Origin of the sequence: Methylobacter sp. sgz302048 (genome assembly GCF_052162025.1) — a bacterium.
Classification (GTDB): domain Bacteria; phylum Pseudomonadota; class Gammaproteobacteria; order Methylococcales; family Methylomonadaceae; genus Methylobacter.
The window spans coordinates 293846-307901 of the sequence record NZ_CP197401.1 but is presented as its reverse complement, the minus strand read 5'-3'; the positions used below and the strand labels follow the sequence as shown (position 1 = coordinate 307901).

Genomic DNA, 14056 nt, shown 5'->3' with positions numbered 1-14056 from the left:
CCCCCGAACCTATTACTATCCTGGCAAATATGCTCCTAGATTTTGAATTTCCCATCAATTTAACAACGGAAAAATTTATTGCTCAATTAAGCGACAAAGTGGATTTGCAACCGGTTAGCCGACAATACACGCTCAAGACTTATTACGACAGCTTTGACTGGCGGCTTTATGCTCACAGCATCACTTGCGAACTTAATCAATCCCTCTCTTCATCCACACTGGTATTAAGGCATCTTGAAACAGGACGAATCATTGCCAAGGAAGAGCTTGATAGCGTTCCTGCTTTCAGCAGACAATTCAGGCCGGGAGAGATACGCAGTCTGATCGAGCCGGTGCTGGAGATGCGCGCCTTATTGTCTGTCTGCAAGCTCAATTATCAATGCCATCGGCTCAACATAATCAATCAGCGCGGAGAAACCATGCTCAATCTCTTTATTGAAGAGCATGATCTATACAATAATCGCGCTTCAATGCAGCTAATCGATGGTCATGAGCATGCAGTCTCGGAAATCAGCGAATTATTAACTGCAGAACTTAACCTGAAATTTTCAGACGAACCACTGCTGCTGACAGCCCTGAAACTGCAAGGCATCAAGCCTAAAACCTACACCTCGCGGCCGGCCATTAACCTGGACCCGGCCATGCGAGCCGATATTGCCGGCAAATTCATTTACAGCCACCTGCTGAAAACCATCAAGGATAATGAACAGGGAACCATTGCCCATACAGACAGCGAATTTCTGCATGATTTTCGCATCGCGGTGCGTAAAACCAGGACCGGCCTCAACCAAATCAAAGGCATACTGCCTGAGCCTATCAATTCATATTACGCCGAATTCTTCTCCTGGCTCGGACAGATTACCAGCCAGCCTCGTGATCTGGACGTTTTTCTATTGGATTTTGAATGCTACAAAGAGAGCCAGCCGGCTTCCACACAGGAGGACCTAAGTCCCTTGCATGAATTGATTCAGGCCAAACAAGAAAAAGCACATAAGGAACTGGTCAGGAAACTGAAGTCCGAAAAATACCTTTTTACATTATCCGAATGGGAGCAGTACCTGAAAGAACCGGCGTTAAGAAATCCGTTGGAGCCCAATGCCAAGCTGCCCATTAAAGAGCTGGCCGAGCGCAGACTCTGCAAGATTTATGGCCGGCTTATGCAGAAAGGCGAAGCCATCACCGAACAATCTCCGGCCGAAGCGCTGCATGAGGTAAGAAAAACCTGTAAGAAGCTGCATTATTTGCTGGAGTTTTTTCAATCTCTTTATCCTGAAGACCAGATCAAGCCTCTTGTTAAATCCCTGAAAGCCTTCCAGATCGTGTTGGGCGAATTTCAGGACGGTGAAGTACAGATGCACGCATTAAAACTATTCCGCGAGGAAATACTGGCCAACCCTATGCCGGCCAATACGGTTTCAGCGATGGACCGATTGATTCAAGAACTGGACGCCCGCCGGCATCGGGCGCGCCATGATTTCATCAAGCAATTCACCGTTTTTAGCCAATCTGAAAGTCACTCCGTGTTTAACTCGCTGCTCGCTCTTAAAGCTTAAGCGACTTTATCATCATGATGCCTGACCGAGCCTATTCCGCATCGCCGACCGGCGCGGCAAAAGCATCCGAAACCAGCTCCCGGACATTATCGCCGGTCAGTGTATTCAGAAAAGCCTCCAAATCATCCATGTCCTGGCTCGTCAAATTCAGCGGCTTGATCAAAGGGTCCAGGTTTTCATTAACAATGCCGCCTTTGTTATAGAACTCGATGACCTGCCGCAGCGTCCCGAGAGAGCCGTTGTGCATATACGGCGCAGTCAGGCTGATATTGCGCAAGGACGGAGTCTTGTATTTCCAGCGGTCATCCGGATTTTGAGTTATTTCATACCGGCCCAAGTCATTGGGCTTGATCCCGGAAACTGAATCGATCAACTGTGCCGCCACATCGACATATAGGCCTGGAGCGACCTGCACGCGTTGAGCGTCTTCCGTTTTGCCCATCGCGGCTGCATAGCCGATGCCGGTATTATGCAAACTATTATCCGTGAACAAGGCGTATTCTGCAGTGACGACATGACAGCTTGAACAATTGGCCTTGCCGGTAAAAAGCTTGAAGCCGCGCTGCGCTTTAGCATCGAGCGCCTGCGGGTCTTTGGCGTAATACCAGCGGTCGAAAGCCGAATTGGCCGAATTCAAGGTCCGTTCATAACTGGCGATCGCCATCCCCAAGCTTTCCATGTCAGGTCCCTTGCCGAAGATTTTCTTGAACAGTTCGTTGTAGCCGGCGCTGCTTTTTACTTTGTCGAGCACATAGCCGATGGAGGGATTGCCCATTTCATTATGCGCCAGCAGCGGCAGCCAGACCTGCTGCTCCAGTGCGTTTTCGCGGCCATCATGGAACAGTCTCTGCGCATAAGCGGCATTGTAGATCGTCGGCGTATTGCGCCTTACCGTCCGGCCTTCGATGCCGACGGCCGTGGCCATCTCGTTGCTGGTGAAGCCCTGTTCCGGGATGTGGCACATGGCGCAGGAAAACGTGTTGTTGAGCGACAGGCGGCGGTCATAGAACAGTTTGCGGCCCAGATTGACTTTGTCGGCAGTCAGCGGATTGCTGTCCGGCACAGACACGGCAGGCAGGCCCAACGGCGGCTGCCGGATCGTTTTAAGCAGATCGGCCGACTGGCCGGTGCGGTCGGCCAAAGCCATCGAGTGCGTTTCATAATCGCTGCGTTCGTAGTGACTTTTATTGTCGCCGGCGGCATACAGTGCAGCGGTATCGGTTTTGGCCTCCTGGGTTTCAGATTTTTTCCCGGCCAGCAGCACAGTCTTGATATCGTTGATCAGAGCCTCCGGCTGCAGGAACGAGACGCTGTAAATATTGCGCAATTGTTTGTCTTTATCGATCAGGTAAACGCGCAGGATATGCGAGAACGTGCCGGTAAAGCGGCCCTGGTCGTCGTAAACTTTTTCCAGGGTTTGCTTGTAGCTGTCCAGTATCGGCAGCAATTGCCGCTCCGAGCGCGTGGTCAGGAACCGCCATTCCACGCCCGGTTCCTGAAAGGCCTGTCCATACTGCTTCATCATGGCCGGCGTGTCATGCTCAGGATTGAAGCTTAAAGTCAGCAGCCGCAATTGTTTAGCCAGTTCCGGTTCTTTTTTCAGGCGATTCTTGATTTTGTGCAACACTGAAGTCGCCAGCGGACAGCCGTTGGCATCGCTGCAGGTAGCATAAATAAAGCTCAGCAGGACGACTTTGTCGCCCATCAAGTCATGCAGCGTTGCCTCTTTGCCTTCCGTATTCAGCACGGCGCCATCGGCGGCAGTCCCCAAGGCCGGCAGGTGATAAGTGCCCGGTTCCGGAGCGATAAATTCAAGGCGTTCGGAGGAAAGCGAAGCGGCTGGGCTAGGGTCGGCATAGCCGTTAGCCGTGATTAAACTGATCGCGAGCAATGCTGTAGTCAAGAGGACGCTGTTCATGGAGAGACTTACTCCGGTAAAACTGGAAAAAGGGCGGCCGAAGCCGCCCCTGTCATGGATCACTTGGATGATGCGTTTTTGTAAAGCGAATAAGCGCCGAACTTCATCTGGTGGGCGCGGCCCAGTTTTTCCTTGATGAAATCGATCGCGAATTGCTCTTTCAACTCCTTGCCGTCCCAGTGGTAGGCTTTGAAGAACTGCTCGTTATCGGCGCCTTTTTTGTCCCAGTTGGCCAGCAGCGAGGAGGTGTAATACAGACGTTTGCCGTCCCAGCTTGAAGACACCATGTTGACCTGGGCGCCAATTTTCTTCTCATAAACCTGTTTCGGCTTGAACGGGTCGCTTATGTCAAACAGACGGGTTTTGCCGTCCATGAAAGTATTGACCCAGAGCCGCTTGTCATCGCTGGAGATCGAAATGTCCACCGGCAGCGGCACTTTGGACGGCTCACCGATGTCGGCGACCTCTTTAGCCTGCCATTCGCCGGCTTTGTCTTCATGAATCAGCCAGATCTTTGAAGTCAGTGCAGTCGTGCTGAAGCAGTAGTTGTGGGTTGGCTCCCAGGCACAGCGGATTTCCAGCGGCGCGCCCGGCACATCGAAGACTTTTTTCGGCTTCCGCGCGTGCAAATCCCACTGCACCATCGTGTTGCCGAAACGCTTCATGGCTTCCTTGTCGCCGAGCATCTTACCGAAATCCATCATGTAATTCGACCAGCCCGTAAACGAGGTTGTCAGCATCAGGTTGCGGCGAGGCAGTGCGCGCACATCATAGTTGTAACCGTCGGCATACTTGCCGGTTTTGATGGCGCCTTGCAGGTTGCTATCGGTCGGCAGCCAGTAGGTCGCCACATAGTCACCGTCATTGGTATATTCTACCAGTGCGGTGCGGCCGCCGTGGTCCTTATTGTTGGAAAGGCCCGTGATGATCATGCGGCCCGGCAATGCATAGGTCGAGTGCGGGCCGACCACGCCGCCGCTTTTGGCGACGAAATCGGTGATGGTCTTGACCAGTTTGGGCTTGGCCGGATCAGTGTGCACATCGAAGACAAAGATTTTATTGGTGTCGAGAGAGCCGGCCCATAGGAAGCGCCGATCGTCGGTGAAGTCGGAATGATGCGCCTCATTGCGCCCGCCCACGGACACGCTGTGGATGATTTTGCCGTAAGTTTTCGACTTTGGATTGACATCGACGGTCACCATCTTGTCCTGCTCATCGCCCACGCCTTCCATGCCCAAGGTCCAGACATAAACCACATCCTCCTGGCCGGTAATCTTGACCATGTAGGGCGATTGGCAGGTCTCGTCGGCCTGCGCGGCGGTTATGCCGGCCAAACCGAGCGTGGACGCGGTAAAGGCGCACGCTGTCATGAAGCGGTTCAGCCGCTGTTTGTTCGATTTCATAATTACTCCTATTGGCTCTCGGCCGTTGTCGGGTCGATCACGGTTTTAACCTGAGAAATGCGATCGGCAGGGAATCCGCCTTTCTCGGCATGGGCTCTCAGCGTTGCCTCATCAGGCGCGATATAAACGCAATAGACTTTGTCATCGGTCACATAGCTTTCAAGCCATTGGATTTGCGGCCCCATTTCGCGCAGCACGCCGCAAGATTTTTGCGAAATGCCCTGCAGTTCCTGGGGGGTTAATGAGCCGGCGCCGGGGATGTTCCGTTCGATAACATATTTTGGCATATAAGTTCTCCTAGCATTGATATAGATGACTGGTCGTCTCTATTTTGGTTACAAAAAAATCAGGCTTTGAAAAAATCGCCCAATAGCTCCTGACAACATTGCTTCAGCGGTGCCGAAGATTTCTCGATCTTCATTCTCAACAGCGCGCCCTGCCAGGCATTGACCAGTAAATCGGCCATGTCGGCGGCCGATTTATCGGTTCTGACCGTGCCTTGCCGCTGCGCTTGTTCCAACCCTGATTGCAATAAATTCTGGTAGCGCCCGACTGCACTCTGTAGAGAGGCCCGGCAGATTTCGCTGGTATCGCCGATTTCCCCCATCAGGTTGCCGAGCAGGCAGCCGCCTTTGAATTCGGCTTTTTCGAGTTCGCCGATCAGTCCATCGAAATAACGCCGCAGCGCAGTCAGGGCATCCGTGTTCGGGTTGTCCAGATGCGCGCTTAACTGCTCGATGAACGGATTGATATAATGCTGAATGACAGCCGCGCCGAACGCTTCCTTGCTGCCGAAATAATTATAAAAAGACCCTTTGGGGATCTGCACGGCGTCAAGGATTTCTTTCAATCCGGTGCCGTGGTAACCCTGCTCCATCAGCAACGCGACGCCCTGGCTGAGCAGGTTTTCCCGATTGATCTGTTTTTGCGTGATTTTTGTCATGGCGCAATAATACGACCGGTTGTCTCAATCGTCAAAATATATTTTTTCTAATGGGCGATATGCCCCATTTGCCTGCGTAATATGCCGCATAAAAAAGCGGAAGTGTGTCAAGACAATCGGCGCAAGCCCCTATTATCAATGACTTGGCGCCGGGCAAAACTAATAATTACAGCAGATTCCATGCCAAACTGAGCGGCATATTGTCGCGCGGCAATTTGACACACGACAAGGCCGATTCAAGTCGTTAGACTTTTCCTGACTCTTACCTGTACTCAACAGTAGAGTTACTTATCCTTCCTCACGATAATGCGGGCAGCCTGGATCGTCCGCATTTTTTTAATAAATGGAGGTTGTTATGAAACGCAGTGAAGTCTCTCACGCGATTGAGCAAGTCAATTACAAAGAACTGATCCGGCAGACCGCCATCCATGAAGCGGGGCACGCCGTGGCGATTCATTTAGGCAACCGGCAAAAATCGCTGCCGCCGGTTTTTTTTCAGATTGTCATTAAAAAACCGGCCCCTGATTTTCCCCGGCACGCATCAGAATCTTACACCCATTGCACGGCCAAAGTTGAGGGAGGGCGCTTGATCCATATGCTGCCGTCTTCGATTGAAGAAGCCACAAACGATTTCTCTATAGAGCAAAAACAAGCCTATCAACAGGCTTTCGAAGCCGACATTGTCAATCTGCTGATTGGGCCGCTGGCCGAAGCCCGATACATCGCCTCGCGCGATGATGAAGTCATTAACGCCTATCTGGTGAATCTGAATGCGCTGCGCTATTACGGCGGCACATCCGATCTGGAACTGGCCGGCGAATATCTCGAATGCTTTATAGCGGACAAAGCGTTGCGCGAAAAGAAAATCGGCGAGCTTTTCATGAAAGCCTTCGCATTTGTCCATCATGCGCAAAACTGGCGGGCCATCATGGCTTTGGCGGACTATATTCTGGCCAGCCCGAAATCGATCATTGACTGCGAAGAAGTGATGGCATTGCTGGACAACTGCCTTATCTAAAGCCGATGGGACTATGCTTGAGCATAGTCCCGGGCGCCGAACAATGCCGTACCGATCCTGACGATCGTAGCCCCTTCCGCAATCGCCGCTTCCAGATCATCGGTCATGCCGAACGAGAATGTCTCCAGCTCAGGCTTGCCGAGTGCCGCCACGGCCTGATAAAGCGCTTTATAGGGCTGGCGCTGCCGCTCGAAATTCTCCTCGGGCGCAGGAATGGCCATGACGCCGCGCAACTTTAAATGCGGCAACTGCGCCACTTGCTCGCACATTTCCGGCAGTTCGGCCAAGGTGAGTCCTGACTTGCTGGCCTCGCCGCTGATGTTGACCTGCAGGCAAATATTGAGCGGCGGCAAATGGGCCGGACGCTGCTCGCTCAACCGCTGTGCGATTTTCAACTTGTCGACGCTATGTACCCAGTCGAAATGCGCCGCTATGGGTTTGGTTTTATTGGACTGGATGGGGCCAATAAAATGCCAGGTAATGTCAAAAGCGCCGAGTTCCTGCTGTTTCTTCAGCGCTTCCTGAAGATAACTTTCCCCGAAATGGCGCTGGCCCGCCCTGTAGGCGCTAGCAATATCGCCGGCCGGCTTGGTCTTGCTGACCGCCAGCAATAAAACCGATCCCGGTTTGCGGTTGTAGGCTTGTTCAGCCTTGCTGATCTGGTCCCTTATCTGTATGAGTCGCTCGGCTATCATAATCTGTGCAATATTTAAGCTACGTTGCCGATTATTAAACAATACGCCTTCAAAAAAGCAAAGACTTGAACTATGGTATAGAGATGATTTTTTAAACGCTTCAAGAGGATATTATGGATATTGCCGAGTTATTGGCCTTTTCAGTTAAAAACAACGCGTCGGATTTGCATCTGTCGGCCGGCCTGCCGCCCATGATCCGGGTCGATGGCGATATCCGCCGCATCAATATTCCCGCTCTGGAGCATAAGGAAGTGCATGCGCTGATGTATGACATCATGAACGACAAGCAGCGCCGCGATTATGAAGAATTCCTGGAAACCGACTTTTCCTTCGAATTGCCCGGCATTGCCAGGTTCCGTGTCAACGCGTTCAATCAGGAGCGCGGCGCGGCCGGTGTTTTCAGAACGATTCCGTCCAAAGTCATGAGCCTCGAAGAGCTGAAGGCGCCCAAGTTTTTTGAGGAACTGACGCGCAAACCGCGCGGCCTGATTCTGGTGACGGGCCCCACCGGCTCGGGCAAATCGACGACGCTGGCGGCCATGATCAACCATATCAACATCAACGATTATGCGCATATCCTGACCGTTGAAGACCCGATCGAATTCGTGCACGAAAGCCAGAAGTGCCTGATCAACCAGCGCGAAGTTCACCGCGACACGCACGGCTTCAACGAAGCGTTGCGCTCGGCCTTGCGTGAAGATCCGGACGTTATCCTGGTCGGCGAGATGCGTGACCTGGAAACGATCCGGCTGGCCTTGACCGCAGCCGAAACCGGTCATCTGGTATTCGGCACCTTGCACACTTCCTCGGCCGCTAAAACCATTGACCGTATTATCGACGTCTTTCCGGCCGCCGAAAAAGACATGATCCGCTCGATGCTGTCCGAATCGCTGCAGGCGGTTATTTCACAGACCCTGCTCAAGAAAGTCGGCGGCGGCCGTATTGCCGCACATGAAATCATGGTCGGCACGCCCGCGATCAGAAACCTGATCCGCGAAGCCAAGGTCGCGCAAATGTATTCGGCCATCCAGACGGGCCGGAAAGACGGCATGCAGACGCTCGACCAGAACCTGAAAGAACTGGTCGACAAGGGCCTGATCACAGCCAAGACCGCGATGGTCAAAGCCGTCAACAAAGATATGTTCCGCTAAGAGGTCAGCATGGATTTTAAAGCGCTACTTGCACTGATGGTGCAGAAAAAAGCATCCGATTTGTTTATTACGGCTGGCCGGGCGCCGACCATGAAAGTCGACGGCTCGCTCGTGGAAGTGTCCAAATCGCCGTTGACGGAAGAGCTGTCGTTAAGAATCGTCCTCAGCATCATGAATCAGAAACAGAGGGACGAGTTTGAAAACACCAAGGAATGCCAGTTCGCGATCAGCGTGCCGGGGCTGGCACGTTTCAGGGTCAGCGCCTTCACGCAGCGCGACGCGGCCGGCATGGTGCTCCGGCGCATCGAAAACGACATTCCGGATTTCGAAAGCCTGCATTTGCCGCCCGTATTAAAAGACCTGATCATGGAAAAACGCGGCCTAGTCATTTTCGTCGGCGCGACCGGCACCGGCAAGTCCACCTCGCTGGCGTCACTGATCAAATACCGCAACCAGAACAGCAGCGGTCACATCATCACGATCGAAGACCCGATGGAGTACGAACATCAGCACCAGGGCTGCATCATCACCCAGCGCGAAGTCGGCGTCGATACCGAATCCTATGAAGTCGCGTTAAAAAATACTCTGCGGCAGGCGCCCGATGTCATCCTGATCGGCGAAATCAGAACGCGCGAAACCATGCAGAATGCGATCACCTTCGCCGAAACCGGGCATTTATGCCTGTCCACACTGCACGCCAACAACGCCAACCAGGCGCTGGACCGGATTCTGCATTTCTTTCCCGAAGAAATGCACGATCAATTGTTCATGGATTTGTCGCTGAACCTGCGCGGCGTCGTAGCCCAGCAGCTGATCAAGCGCGCGGACGGCAAGGGCCGCTATCCGGCCGTCGAGATCTTGATCAACACGCCGCTGGCCAAGGATTACATCCGCAAAGGCGAGATTAACAAGCTCAAGGAGCTCATGAAAGACTCGCGCGAGCAAGGCATGCAGACGTTTGACCAGGCGCTGTACGACCTGTATGTCGCCGGCAAGATCAGCTACGACGATGCCCTCAACTCGGCCGATTCCAGAAACGAAGTCCGCCTGATGATCAAGCTGGGGGCCGACAGCTCCGGCACGTTTGACGATAACAGCATGGTATTGACGGAAACCGATGACGACAAAGGCACGATTTTTTAAGCCCGCGTTTTTGGTGGAGAGAAATCTGCCGGGTTGCTCTTTGCCGTTGTCAGATCTTTCTGCCCGATTTCTGAATCGTCTCGTAAGCCTTTCTGATCTGCTGGGTTTTTTCCTTGGCGATGGTCATCATTTCTTCCGGCAGGCCTTTGGCGACCAGTTTATCGGGATGATGCTGGCTAATCAGACGTCGGTAGGCTCTTTTAACCTCGGCATCGCTGGCCGCCGGCGTCAGACCCAGCACGTCATAAGCGTCCTGCAGGCTGGATTGCTGCCGGGCCTTTTGATGCTGCCGGCCCTGGCCGTAGAAACGGTACTGGACCTGCAGCTGTATTTTCATGCGCTCATAGTCAAAACGCGAAACGCGCAGCTGTGCACAGATATGCAGGAGCAGCCGCTCTTCGTAATCATTAAGCGCGCCATCGGCAACAGCCGCCTGCAATTGGATTTCGACAAATATGCGTATAAGATCGGTTCGCCAGTGGCATTCCCTGCGAAATTGCGCCAGCACCTCATCGAGCGGAAAACCGGGCTGCTTGCCCTGCTGAAACAGATTGATCGCAGTCGTGCGCAGGGCGCCTGAGATCCCCATCTGATCCATGACCCGATTGGCCAAGGCTATTTCTTCCGGCGTAATGCGGCCATCGGACTTGGCTATATGGCCCATAACCGAAAAAGTCGTGGTAAAAAACGCCATTTGCACGCGTTGCTGGTCCCCGTCGCCGAACAGTTCGCTGCTTCCGATATCGGCAAAACCTTCATCAAACTGATGGCCGACGGAAGCGCCCAAGATCGCCCCCAAAGGCCCGCCGAACAGGAATCCGAACGCACCGCCTAGAAATTTGCCTAACCAAGCCATTTATATCAATCCTGTTCAATACAAAACAATGATAAAATTACCATATTTTCCTTTTGAACGTTTAGCGAGGTCTTATGAATGCTCCGGCAGCCCTTTACGAATCATCACTGTCTTCTTTAAAACTGCGCGCGCGCGGCAAGGTCCGCGATATCTACGACATTGATGACAAGCACATGCTGATCGTAACGACAGACCGGCTATCCGCATTCGATGTGATCCTGCCCGATCCGATCCCCGGCAAAGGCCGCGTCCTGACGCGCGTTTCCAATTTCTGGTTTGCCAAATTGAGCCATATCCTGCCGAATCATCTGGCTGATATCCCGCTGGAACAGGTCATTGCCGATCCGGCCGAGCGCGCGCAAGTCGAAGGCCGCGCGGTGGTCGTGAAAAAGATGAAGCCGCTGCCGGTCGAGGCCATCGTGCGCGGCTATCTGATCGGCTCCGGCTGGAAGGATTACCAGAAATCGGGCGCGGTCTGCGGCATTCGGCTGCCGGAAGGCTTAAAGCAGGCCCAGCAATTGCCGGAAGCCATCTTTACGCCATCGACCAAAGCCGGCGTCCATGAACATGACGAGAACATTTCGTTTGAAAAAGCCGTGGAGCTGATGGGCCAGGGCATAGCTGAAAAAGTGCGAGACGCCAGCTTGCAGCTATATACGGAAGCGGCCGCCTATGCCAAGGAACGCGGCATCATTATCGCTGATACCAAATTCGAATTCGGCCTCGACGAGAACGGCGTCCTGCATCTGATTGACGAAGCCTTGACGCCCGATTCATCGCGCTTCTGGCCTGCCGATGAATATCAGGTAGGCATCAGCCCGCCCAGCTTCGACAAGCAATATGTGCGCGATTACCTCGAGACGCTGGACTGGGATAAAACGGCGCCGGGCCCATCCCTGCCGGCCGAAGTGGCCGAGTTTTGCGCGGCCAAATACCGCGAGGCGGAAGCTCGGTTAACGCAAGGTTAATCCCTACAGCAGCCCGTGCTCGGCAAACGAGTACGGCTGCCCGTCCCCGATAATGAAATGATCCAGCACGCGGATATCGAACAAGGCTAAAGCCTGCTTGAGTTTTTCGGTAATCTGTTTGTCAGCCTGGCTGGGCTCGGAAATGCCGGATGGATGGTTGTGAGCGAAGATGACTGCCGCGGCATTATGATGCAGCGCCTGCTTGGCCACTTCCCTGGGATAAACGCTGGCGCTGTCTATGGTGCCCCTGAACAGTTCGTCGAGCTTTATGACCCGATGCTGGTTGTCCAGGAACAGGCAGGCGAACACCTCATAGCTGTAGCCGCGCAGGTGCGCGCTCAGATAGGCTCGGGTAATATCCGGACTGGTCAATGCATTGCCGCGCTGCAGAATTTCCTTGAAATGACGCCGAGCCATCTCCAGCACAGCCTGAAGCTGTGCGTATTTTGCACTGCCTAGGCCATTGGCCTGGCAGAAGCGCGACAAGTCGGCATCCAGCAGAGCCTGCAGCGAACCGAAGTCGGTCAATAATTCCCGGGCCAGATCGACGGCCGATTTGCCCGGCGTGCCGGTACGCAAAAAAATGGCCAGCAGTTCCGCATCGGTTAACGCTTCCGAACCGCGCTGCAACAGTTTTTCCCGGGGCCGCTCTTCGGCAGGCCAGTCCTTGATAGCCATAGGTATCTCCTTATGCTGATGAGAATTTAAGCATAGAAGAATTTTTCCAGACTTGCCATAATAATGCGTTTATTAATTTTTCAGGTGCTTCCTCATTAACACGCATATTTTATTGGCTGTCTGCGGCGGCATTGCCGCTTATAAATCGGCTGAGCTGGTCAGATTGCTGCGTAAGAAAGGCGCTGATGTGCGCGTGGTCATGACGCGCTCCTCCATGCAGTTTATTAGCCCTTTGACGTTTCAGGCGCTGTCCGGCAATCCCGTGCATACCGAGCTGCTCGACGCCGAAGCGGAAAATGCCATGGGCCATATCAATCTGGCGCGCTGGGCCGACAAGATCGTTATCGCCCCGGCAACGGCGGATACGATCGCCAAGTTGAGCCACGGTCTGGCCGACGACTTGCTGTCGACGCTCTGCCTTGCCGCCACCTGTCCCATTTATATCGCACCGGCCATGAACCAGGCCATGTGGCACAAGCCCGTCACGCAGGACAACATCAAAAGACTCATCACCTATGGCGCCACGATAATTGGCCCCGGCCAGGGCGAACAGGCCTGCGGCGAAACCGGCTTCGGCCGCATGTCCGAACCGGCTGAAATCTGTGAACGTTTATGGACCGAGTCTACAGATCAGCATTTGCATGGCAAGAAAATCCTGATCAGCGCAGGCCCCACGCGCGAACCGCTCGACCCGGTGCGTTACATCACCAACCGCAGCTCCGGCAAAATGGGCTACGCGCTGGCCCGGGCGGCGCTCAAAGCCGGCGCCCAGGTGACACTGGTCAGCGGCCCGGTCGCCTTGGCACCACCTACCGATGCCGACGTGGTCAAGGTGGAAACGGCGGCGCAAATGTACGAGGCTGTCATTTCCAGAGCCGAGGCGCACGATATTTATATCGGAGCGGCAGCCGTCGCCGATTACACACCCGCCACAGTGCAACCTGAAAAAATCAAGAAACAGGACGAGCTGACGATAATAACGCTGCAAAAAACCCGCGACATTCTGGCCGAAGTCGCGCAACTGCCTAGACGTCCATTCACGGTAGGCTTCGCCGCCGAAACCCATGACCTTGAAAACTATGCACTCGGCAAGCTGACGGCCAAGAAACTCGACATGATCGCAGCAAACTGGGTGGGCCGCGATCAGGGCGGCTTTGACAGCGAACAGAACGCCTTGCAGGTTTTCTGGGCAACGGGTCAGCAAACCCTGGCCATGACTGATAAAACCCAGTTAGCGGAACAATTAATCAGCTTAATCGCGAAGAGATGTGATGAAAAAAATACAGCTTAAAATTCTGGATGAACGCCTGGGCAAGGAAATCCCGTTGCCGGAATATGCAACGGCGGGCTCGGCCGGCCTGGACTTACGCGCCTGCCTAGACGAACCGTTCGAATTGAAGCCCGGCGAAACCGTGCTGATTCCGACCGGTATGGCTATCCATATCGATGATCATCAACTGGCGGCAGTCTTATTGCCGCGCTCTGGCTTGGGACACAAACACGGCATCGTGCTGGGCAATCTGGTCGGGCTGATCGATTCCGACTATCAGGGCCAGGTTTTTGTATCATGCTGGAACCGCGGCGATACGGCTTTCACCATCAACATCGGCGAGCGCATTGCGCAAATGGTTTTTGTGCCGGTCGCCCAGGTGTCGTTTGAACAGGTCGTTGAATTTGACGAAAGCGCCCGAGGCGCCGGCGGGTTTGGCCATACGGGCCGTCATTAGTCG

The 14056-nt window shown here is 53.8% G+C and carries 14 protein-coding genes; 7 read left to right on the top strand and 7 right to left on the bottom strand.

Going from position 1 to position 14056, the window contains the following annotated elements; translation table 11 throughout:
- The first annotated feature begins 98 nt into the window (after positions 1–98).
- Positions 99–1553 carry a CHAD domain-containing protein gene (locus tag ACTNE6_RS01445; RefSeq protein ID WP_442498367.1) on the top strand — a complete coding sequence of 485 codons (1455 nt, stop codon included), beginning with the start codon at positions 99–101 and terminating at the stop codon, positions 1551–1553.
- Between the two features lie 31 nt (positions 1554–1584).
- On the opposite strand, the gene ACTNE6_RS01440 is transcribed toward ACTNE6_RS01445, so the two are convergent.
- From ACTNE6_RS01440 to ACTNE6_RS01425, 4 genes are read right to left on the bottom strand one after another with little or no spacing between them, the layout of a single operon-like run.
- Complete coding sequence (locus ACTNE6_RS01440) at positions 1585–3471, bottom strand: cytochrome c peroxidase (RefSeq protein WP_442498366.1); 1887 nt, start codon at positions 3469–3471, stop codon at positions 1585–1587.
- A 59-nt stretch (positions 3472–3530) separates the two neighbouring features.
- The gene (locus tag ACTNE6_RS01435; RefSeq protein ID WP_442498365.1) at positions 3531–4874 is read right to left on the bottom strand and encodes a selenium-binding protein SBP56-related protein; all 1344 of its coding nucleotides are present in this window, start codon (positions 4872–4874) and stop codon (positions 3531–3533) included.
- A gap of 8 nt (positions 4875–4882) precedes the next feature.
- The gene (locus ACTNE6_RS01430) at positions 4883–5161 is read right to left on the bottom strand and encodes a DUF4242 domain-containing protein (protein WP_442498364.1); all 279 of its coding nucleotides are present in this window, start codon (positions 5159–5161) and stop codon (positions 4883–4885) included.
- A gap of 59 nt (positions 5162–5220) precedes the next feature.
- Positions 5221–5817, bottom strand: coding sequence for a TetR family transcriptional regulator C-terminal domain-containing protein (locus ACTNE6_RS01425; RefSeq protein WP_442498363.1), 597 nt, complete (start codon positions 5815–5817; stop codon positions 5221–5223).
- Between the two features lie 355 nt (positions 5818–6172).
- Between ACTNE6_RS01425 and ACTNE6_RS01420 the strand changes: the two genes are divergently transcribed.
- Positions 6173–6835: a hypothetical protein gene (locus ACTNE6_RS01420; RefSeq protein WP_442498362.1), complete on the top strand. Its 663-nt coding sequence runs from the start codon at positions 6173–6175 to the stop codon at positions 6833–6835.
- Positions 6836–6846: 11 nt separating this feature from the next.
- On the opposite strand, the gene ACTNE6_RS01415 is transcribed toward ACTNE6_RS01420, so the two are convergent.
- A complete protein-coding gene (locus ACTNE6_RS01415; protein WP_442498361.1) occupies positions 6847–7530 on the bottom strand; it encodes a YggS family pyridoxal phosphate-dependent enzyme in 684 nt (227 codons plus the stop codon).
- A 113-nt stretch (positions 7531–7643) separates the two neighbouring features.
- On the opposite strand from ACTNE6_RS01415, the gene ACTNE6_RS01410 reads away from it, so the two are divergent.
- Together ACTNE6_RS01410 and ACTNE6_RS01405 are read left to right on the top strand one after the other, a co-directional pair.
- A complete protein-coding gene (locus tag ACTNE6_RS01410) occupies positions 7644–8681 on the top strand; it encodes a type IV pilus twitching motility protein PilT (protein WP_194969448.1) in 1038 nt (345 codons plus the stop codon).
- A gap of 9 nt (positions 8682–8690) precedes the next feature.
- On the top strand, positions 8691–9824 hold the full coding sequence (locus tag ACTNE6_RS01405; protein ID WP_194969447.1) for a PilT/PilU family type 4a pilus ATPase: 1134 nt from the start codon (positions 8691–8693) through the stop codon (positions 9822–9824).
- Between the two features lie 49 nt (positions 9825–9873).
- Here the strand turns inward: ACTNE6_RS01405 and djlA are convergent, their stop codons facing one another.
- On the bottom strand, positions 9874–10680 hold the full coding sequence (gene djlA, locus ACTNE6_RS01400) for a co-chaperone DjlA (protein ID WP_442498360.1): 807 nt from the start codon (positions 10678–10680) through the stop codon (positions 9874–9876).
- Positions 10681–10754: 74 nt separating this feature from the next.
- On the opposite strand from djlA, the gene ACTNE6_RS01395 reads away from it, so the two are divergent.
- Entirely contained in the window at positions 10755–11648 is an 894-nt protein-coding gene (locus ACTNE6_RS01395) for a phosphoribosylaminoimidazolesuccinocarboxamide synthase (RefSeq protein WP_442498359.1), read from the top strand.
- Positions 11649–11651: 3 nt separating this feature from the next.
- On the opposite strand, the gene radC is transcribed toward ACTNE6_RS01395, so the two are convergent.
- A complete protein-coding gene (gene radC / locus ACTNE6_RS01390; RefSeq protein WP_442498358.1) occupies positions 11652–12326 on the bottom strand; it encodes a RadC family protein in 675 nt (224 codons plus the stop codon).
- Between the two features lie 94 nt (positions 12327–12420).
- Here radC and coaBC point away from each other — a divergent pair, with 94 nt between their 5' ends.
- Both coaBC and dut read left to right on the top strand, forming a co-directional pair.
- Complete coding sequence (coaBC, locus tag ACTNE6_RS01385; protein ID WP_442499660.1) at positions 12421–13617, top strand: bifunctional phosphopantothenoylcysteine decarboxylase/phosphopantothenate--cysteine ligase CoaBC; 1197 nt, start codon at positions 12421–12423, stop codon at positions 13615–13617.
- Entirely contained in the window at positions 13598–14053 is a 456-nt protein-coding gene (gene dut, locus ACTNE6_RS01380; protein WP_442498357.1) for a dUTP diphosphatase, read from the top strand. Before coaBC ends, dut begins: the two co-directional genes overlap by 20 nt.
- Positions 14054–14056 lie beyond the last annotated feature (3 nt).

Excerpts from the sequence above, each read along its gene's own strand:
- ACTNE6_RS01415 (WP_442498361.1), bottom strand. The coding sequence starts at position 7,530 with ATGATAGCCGAGCGACTCATACAGATAAGGGACCAGATCAGCAAGGCT.
- ACTNE6_RS01430 (WP_442498364.1), bottom strand. The coding sequence starts at position 5,161 with ATGCCAAAATATGTTATCGAACGGAACATCCCCGGCGCCGGCTCATTA.
- djlA (WP_442498360.1), bottom strand. The coding sequence starts at position 10,680 with ATGGCTTGGTTAGGCAAATTTCTAGGCGGTGCGTTCGGATTCCTGTTC.
- dut (WP_442498357.1), top strand. The coding sequence starts at position 13,598 with ATGAAAAAAATACAGCTTAAAATTCTGGATGAACGCCTGGGCAAGGAA.
- ACTNE6_RS01410 (WP_194969448.1), top strand. The coding sequence starts at position 7,644 with ATGGATATTGCCGAGTTATTGGCCTTTTCAGTTAAAAACAACGCGTCG.
- ACTNE6_RS01435 (WP_442498365.1), bottom strand. The coding sequence starts at position 4,874 with ATGAAATCGAACAAACAGCGGCTGAACCGCTTCATGACAGCGTGCGCC.
- ACTNE6_RS01440 (WP_442498366.1), bottom strand. The coding sequence starts at position 3,471 with ATGAACAGCGTCCTCTTGACTACAGCATTGCTCGCGATCAGTTTAATC.
- ACTNE6_RS01420 (WP_442498362.1), top strand. The coding sequence starts at position 6,173 with ATGAAACGCAGTGAAGTCTCTCACGCGATTGAGCAAGTCAATTACAAA.
- ACTNE6_RS01405 (WP_194969447.1), top strand. The coding sequence starts at position 8,691 with ATGGATTTTAAAGCGCTACTTGCACTGATGGTGCAGAAAAAAGCATCC.
- ACTNE6_RS01395 (WP_442498359.1), top strand. The coding sequence starts at position 10,755 with ATGAATGCTCCGGCAGCCCTTTACGAATCATCACTGTCTTCTTTAAAA.
- radC (WP_442498358.1), bottom strand. The coding sequence starts at position 12,326 with ATGGCTATCAAGGACTGGCCTGCCGAAGAGCGGCCCCGGGAAAAACTG.
- ACTNE6_RS01425 (WP_442498363.1), bottom strand. The coding sequence starts at position 5,817 with ATGACAAAAATCACGCAAAAACAGATCAATCGGGAAAACCTGCTCAGC.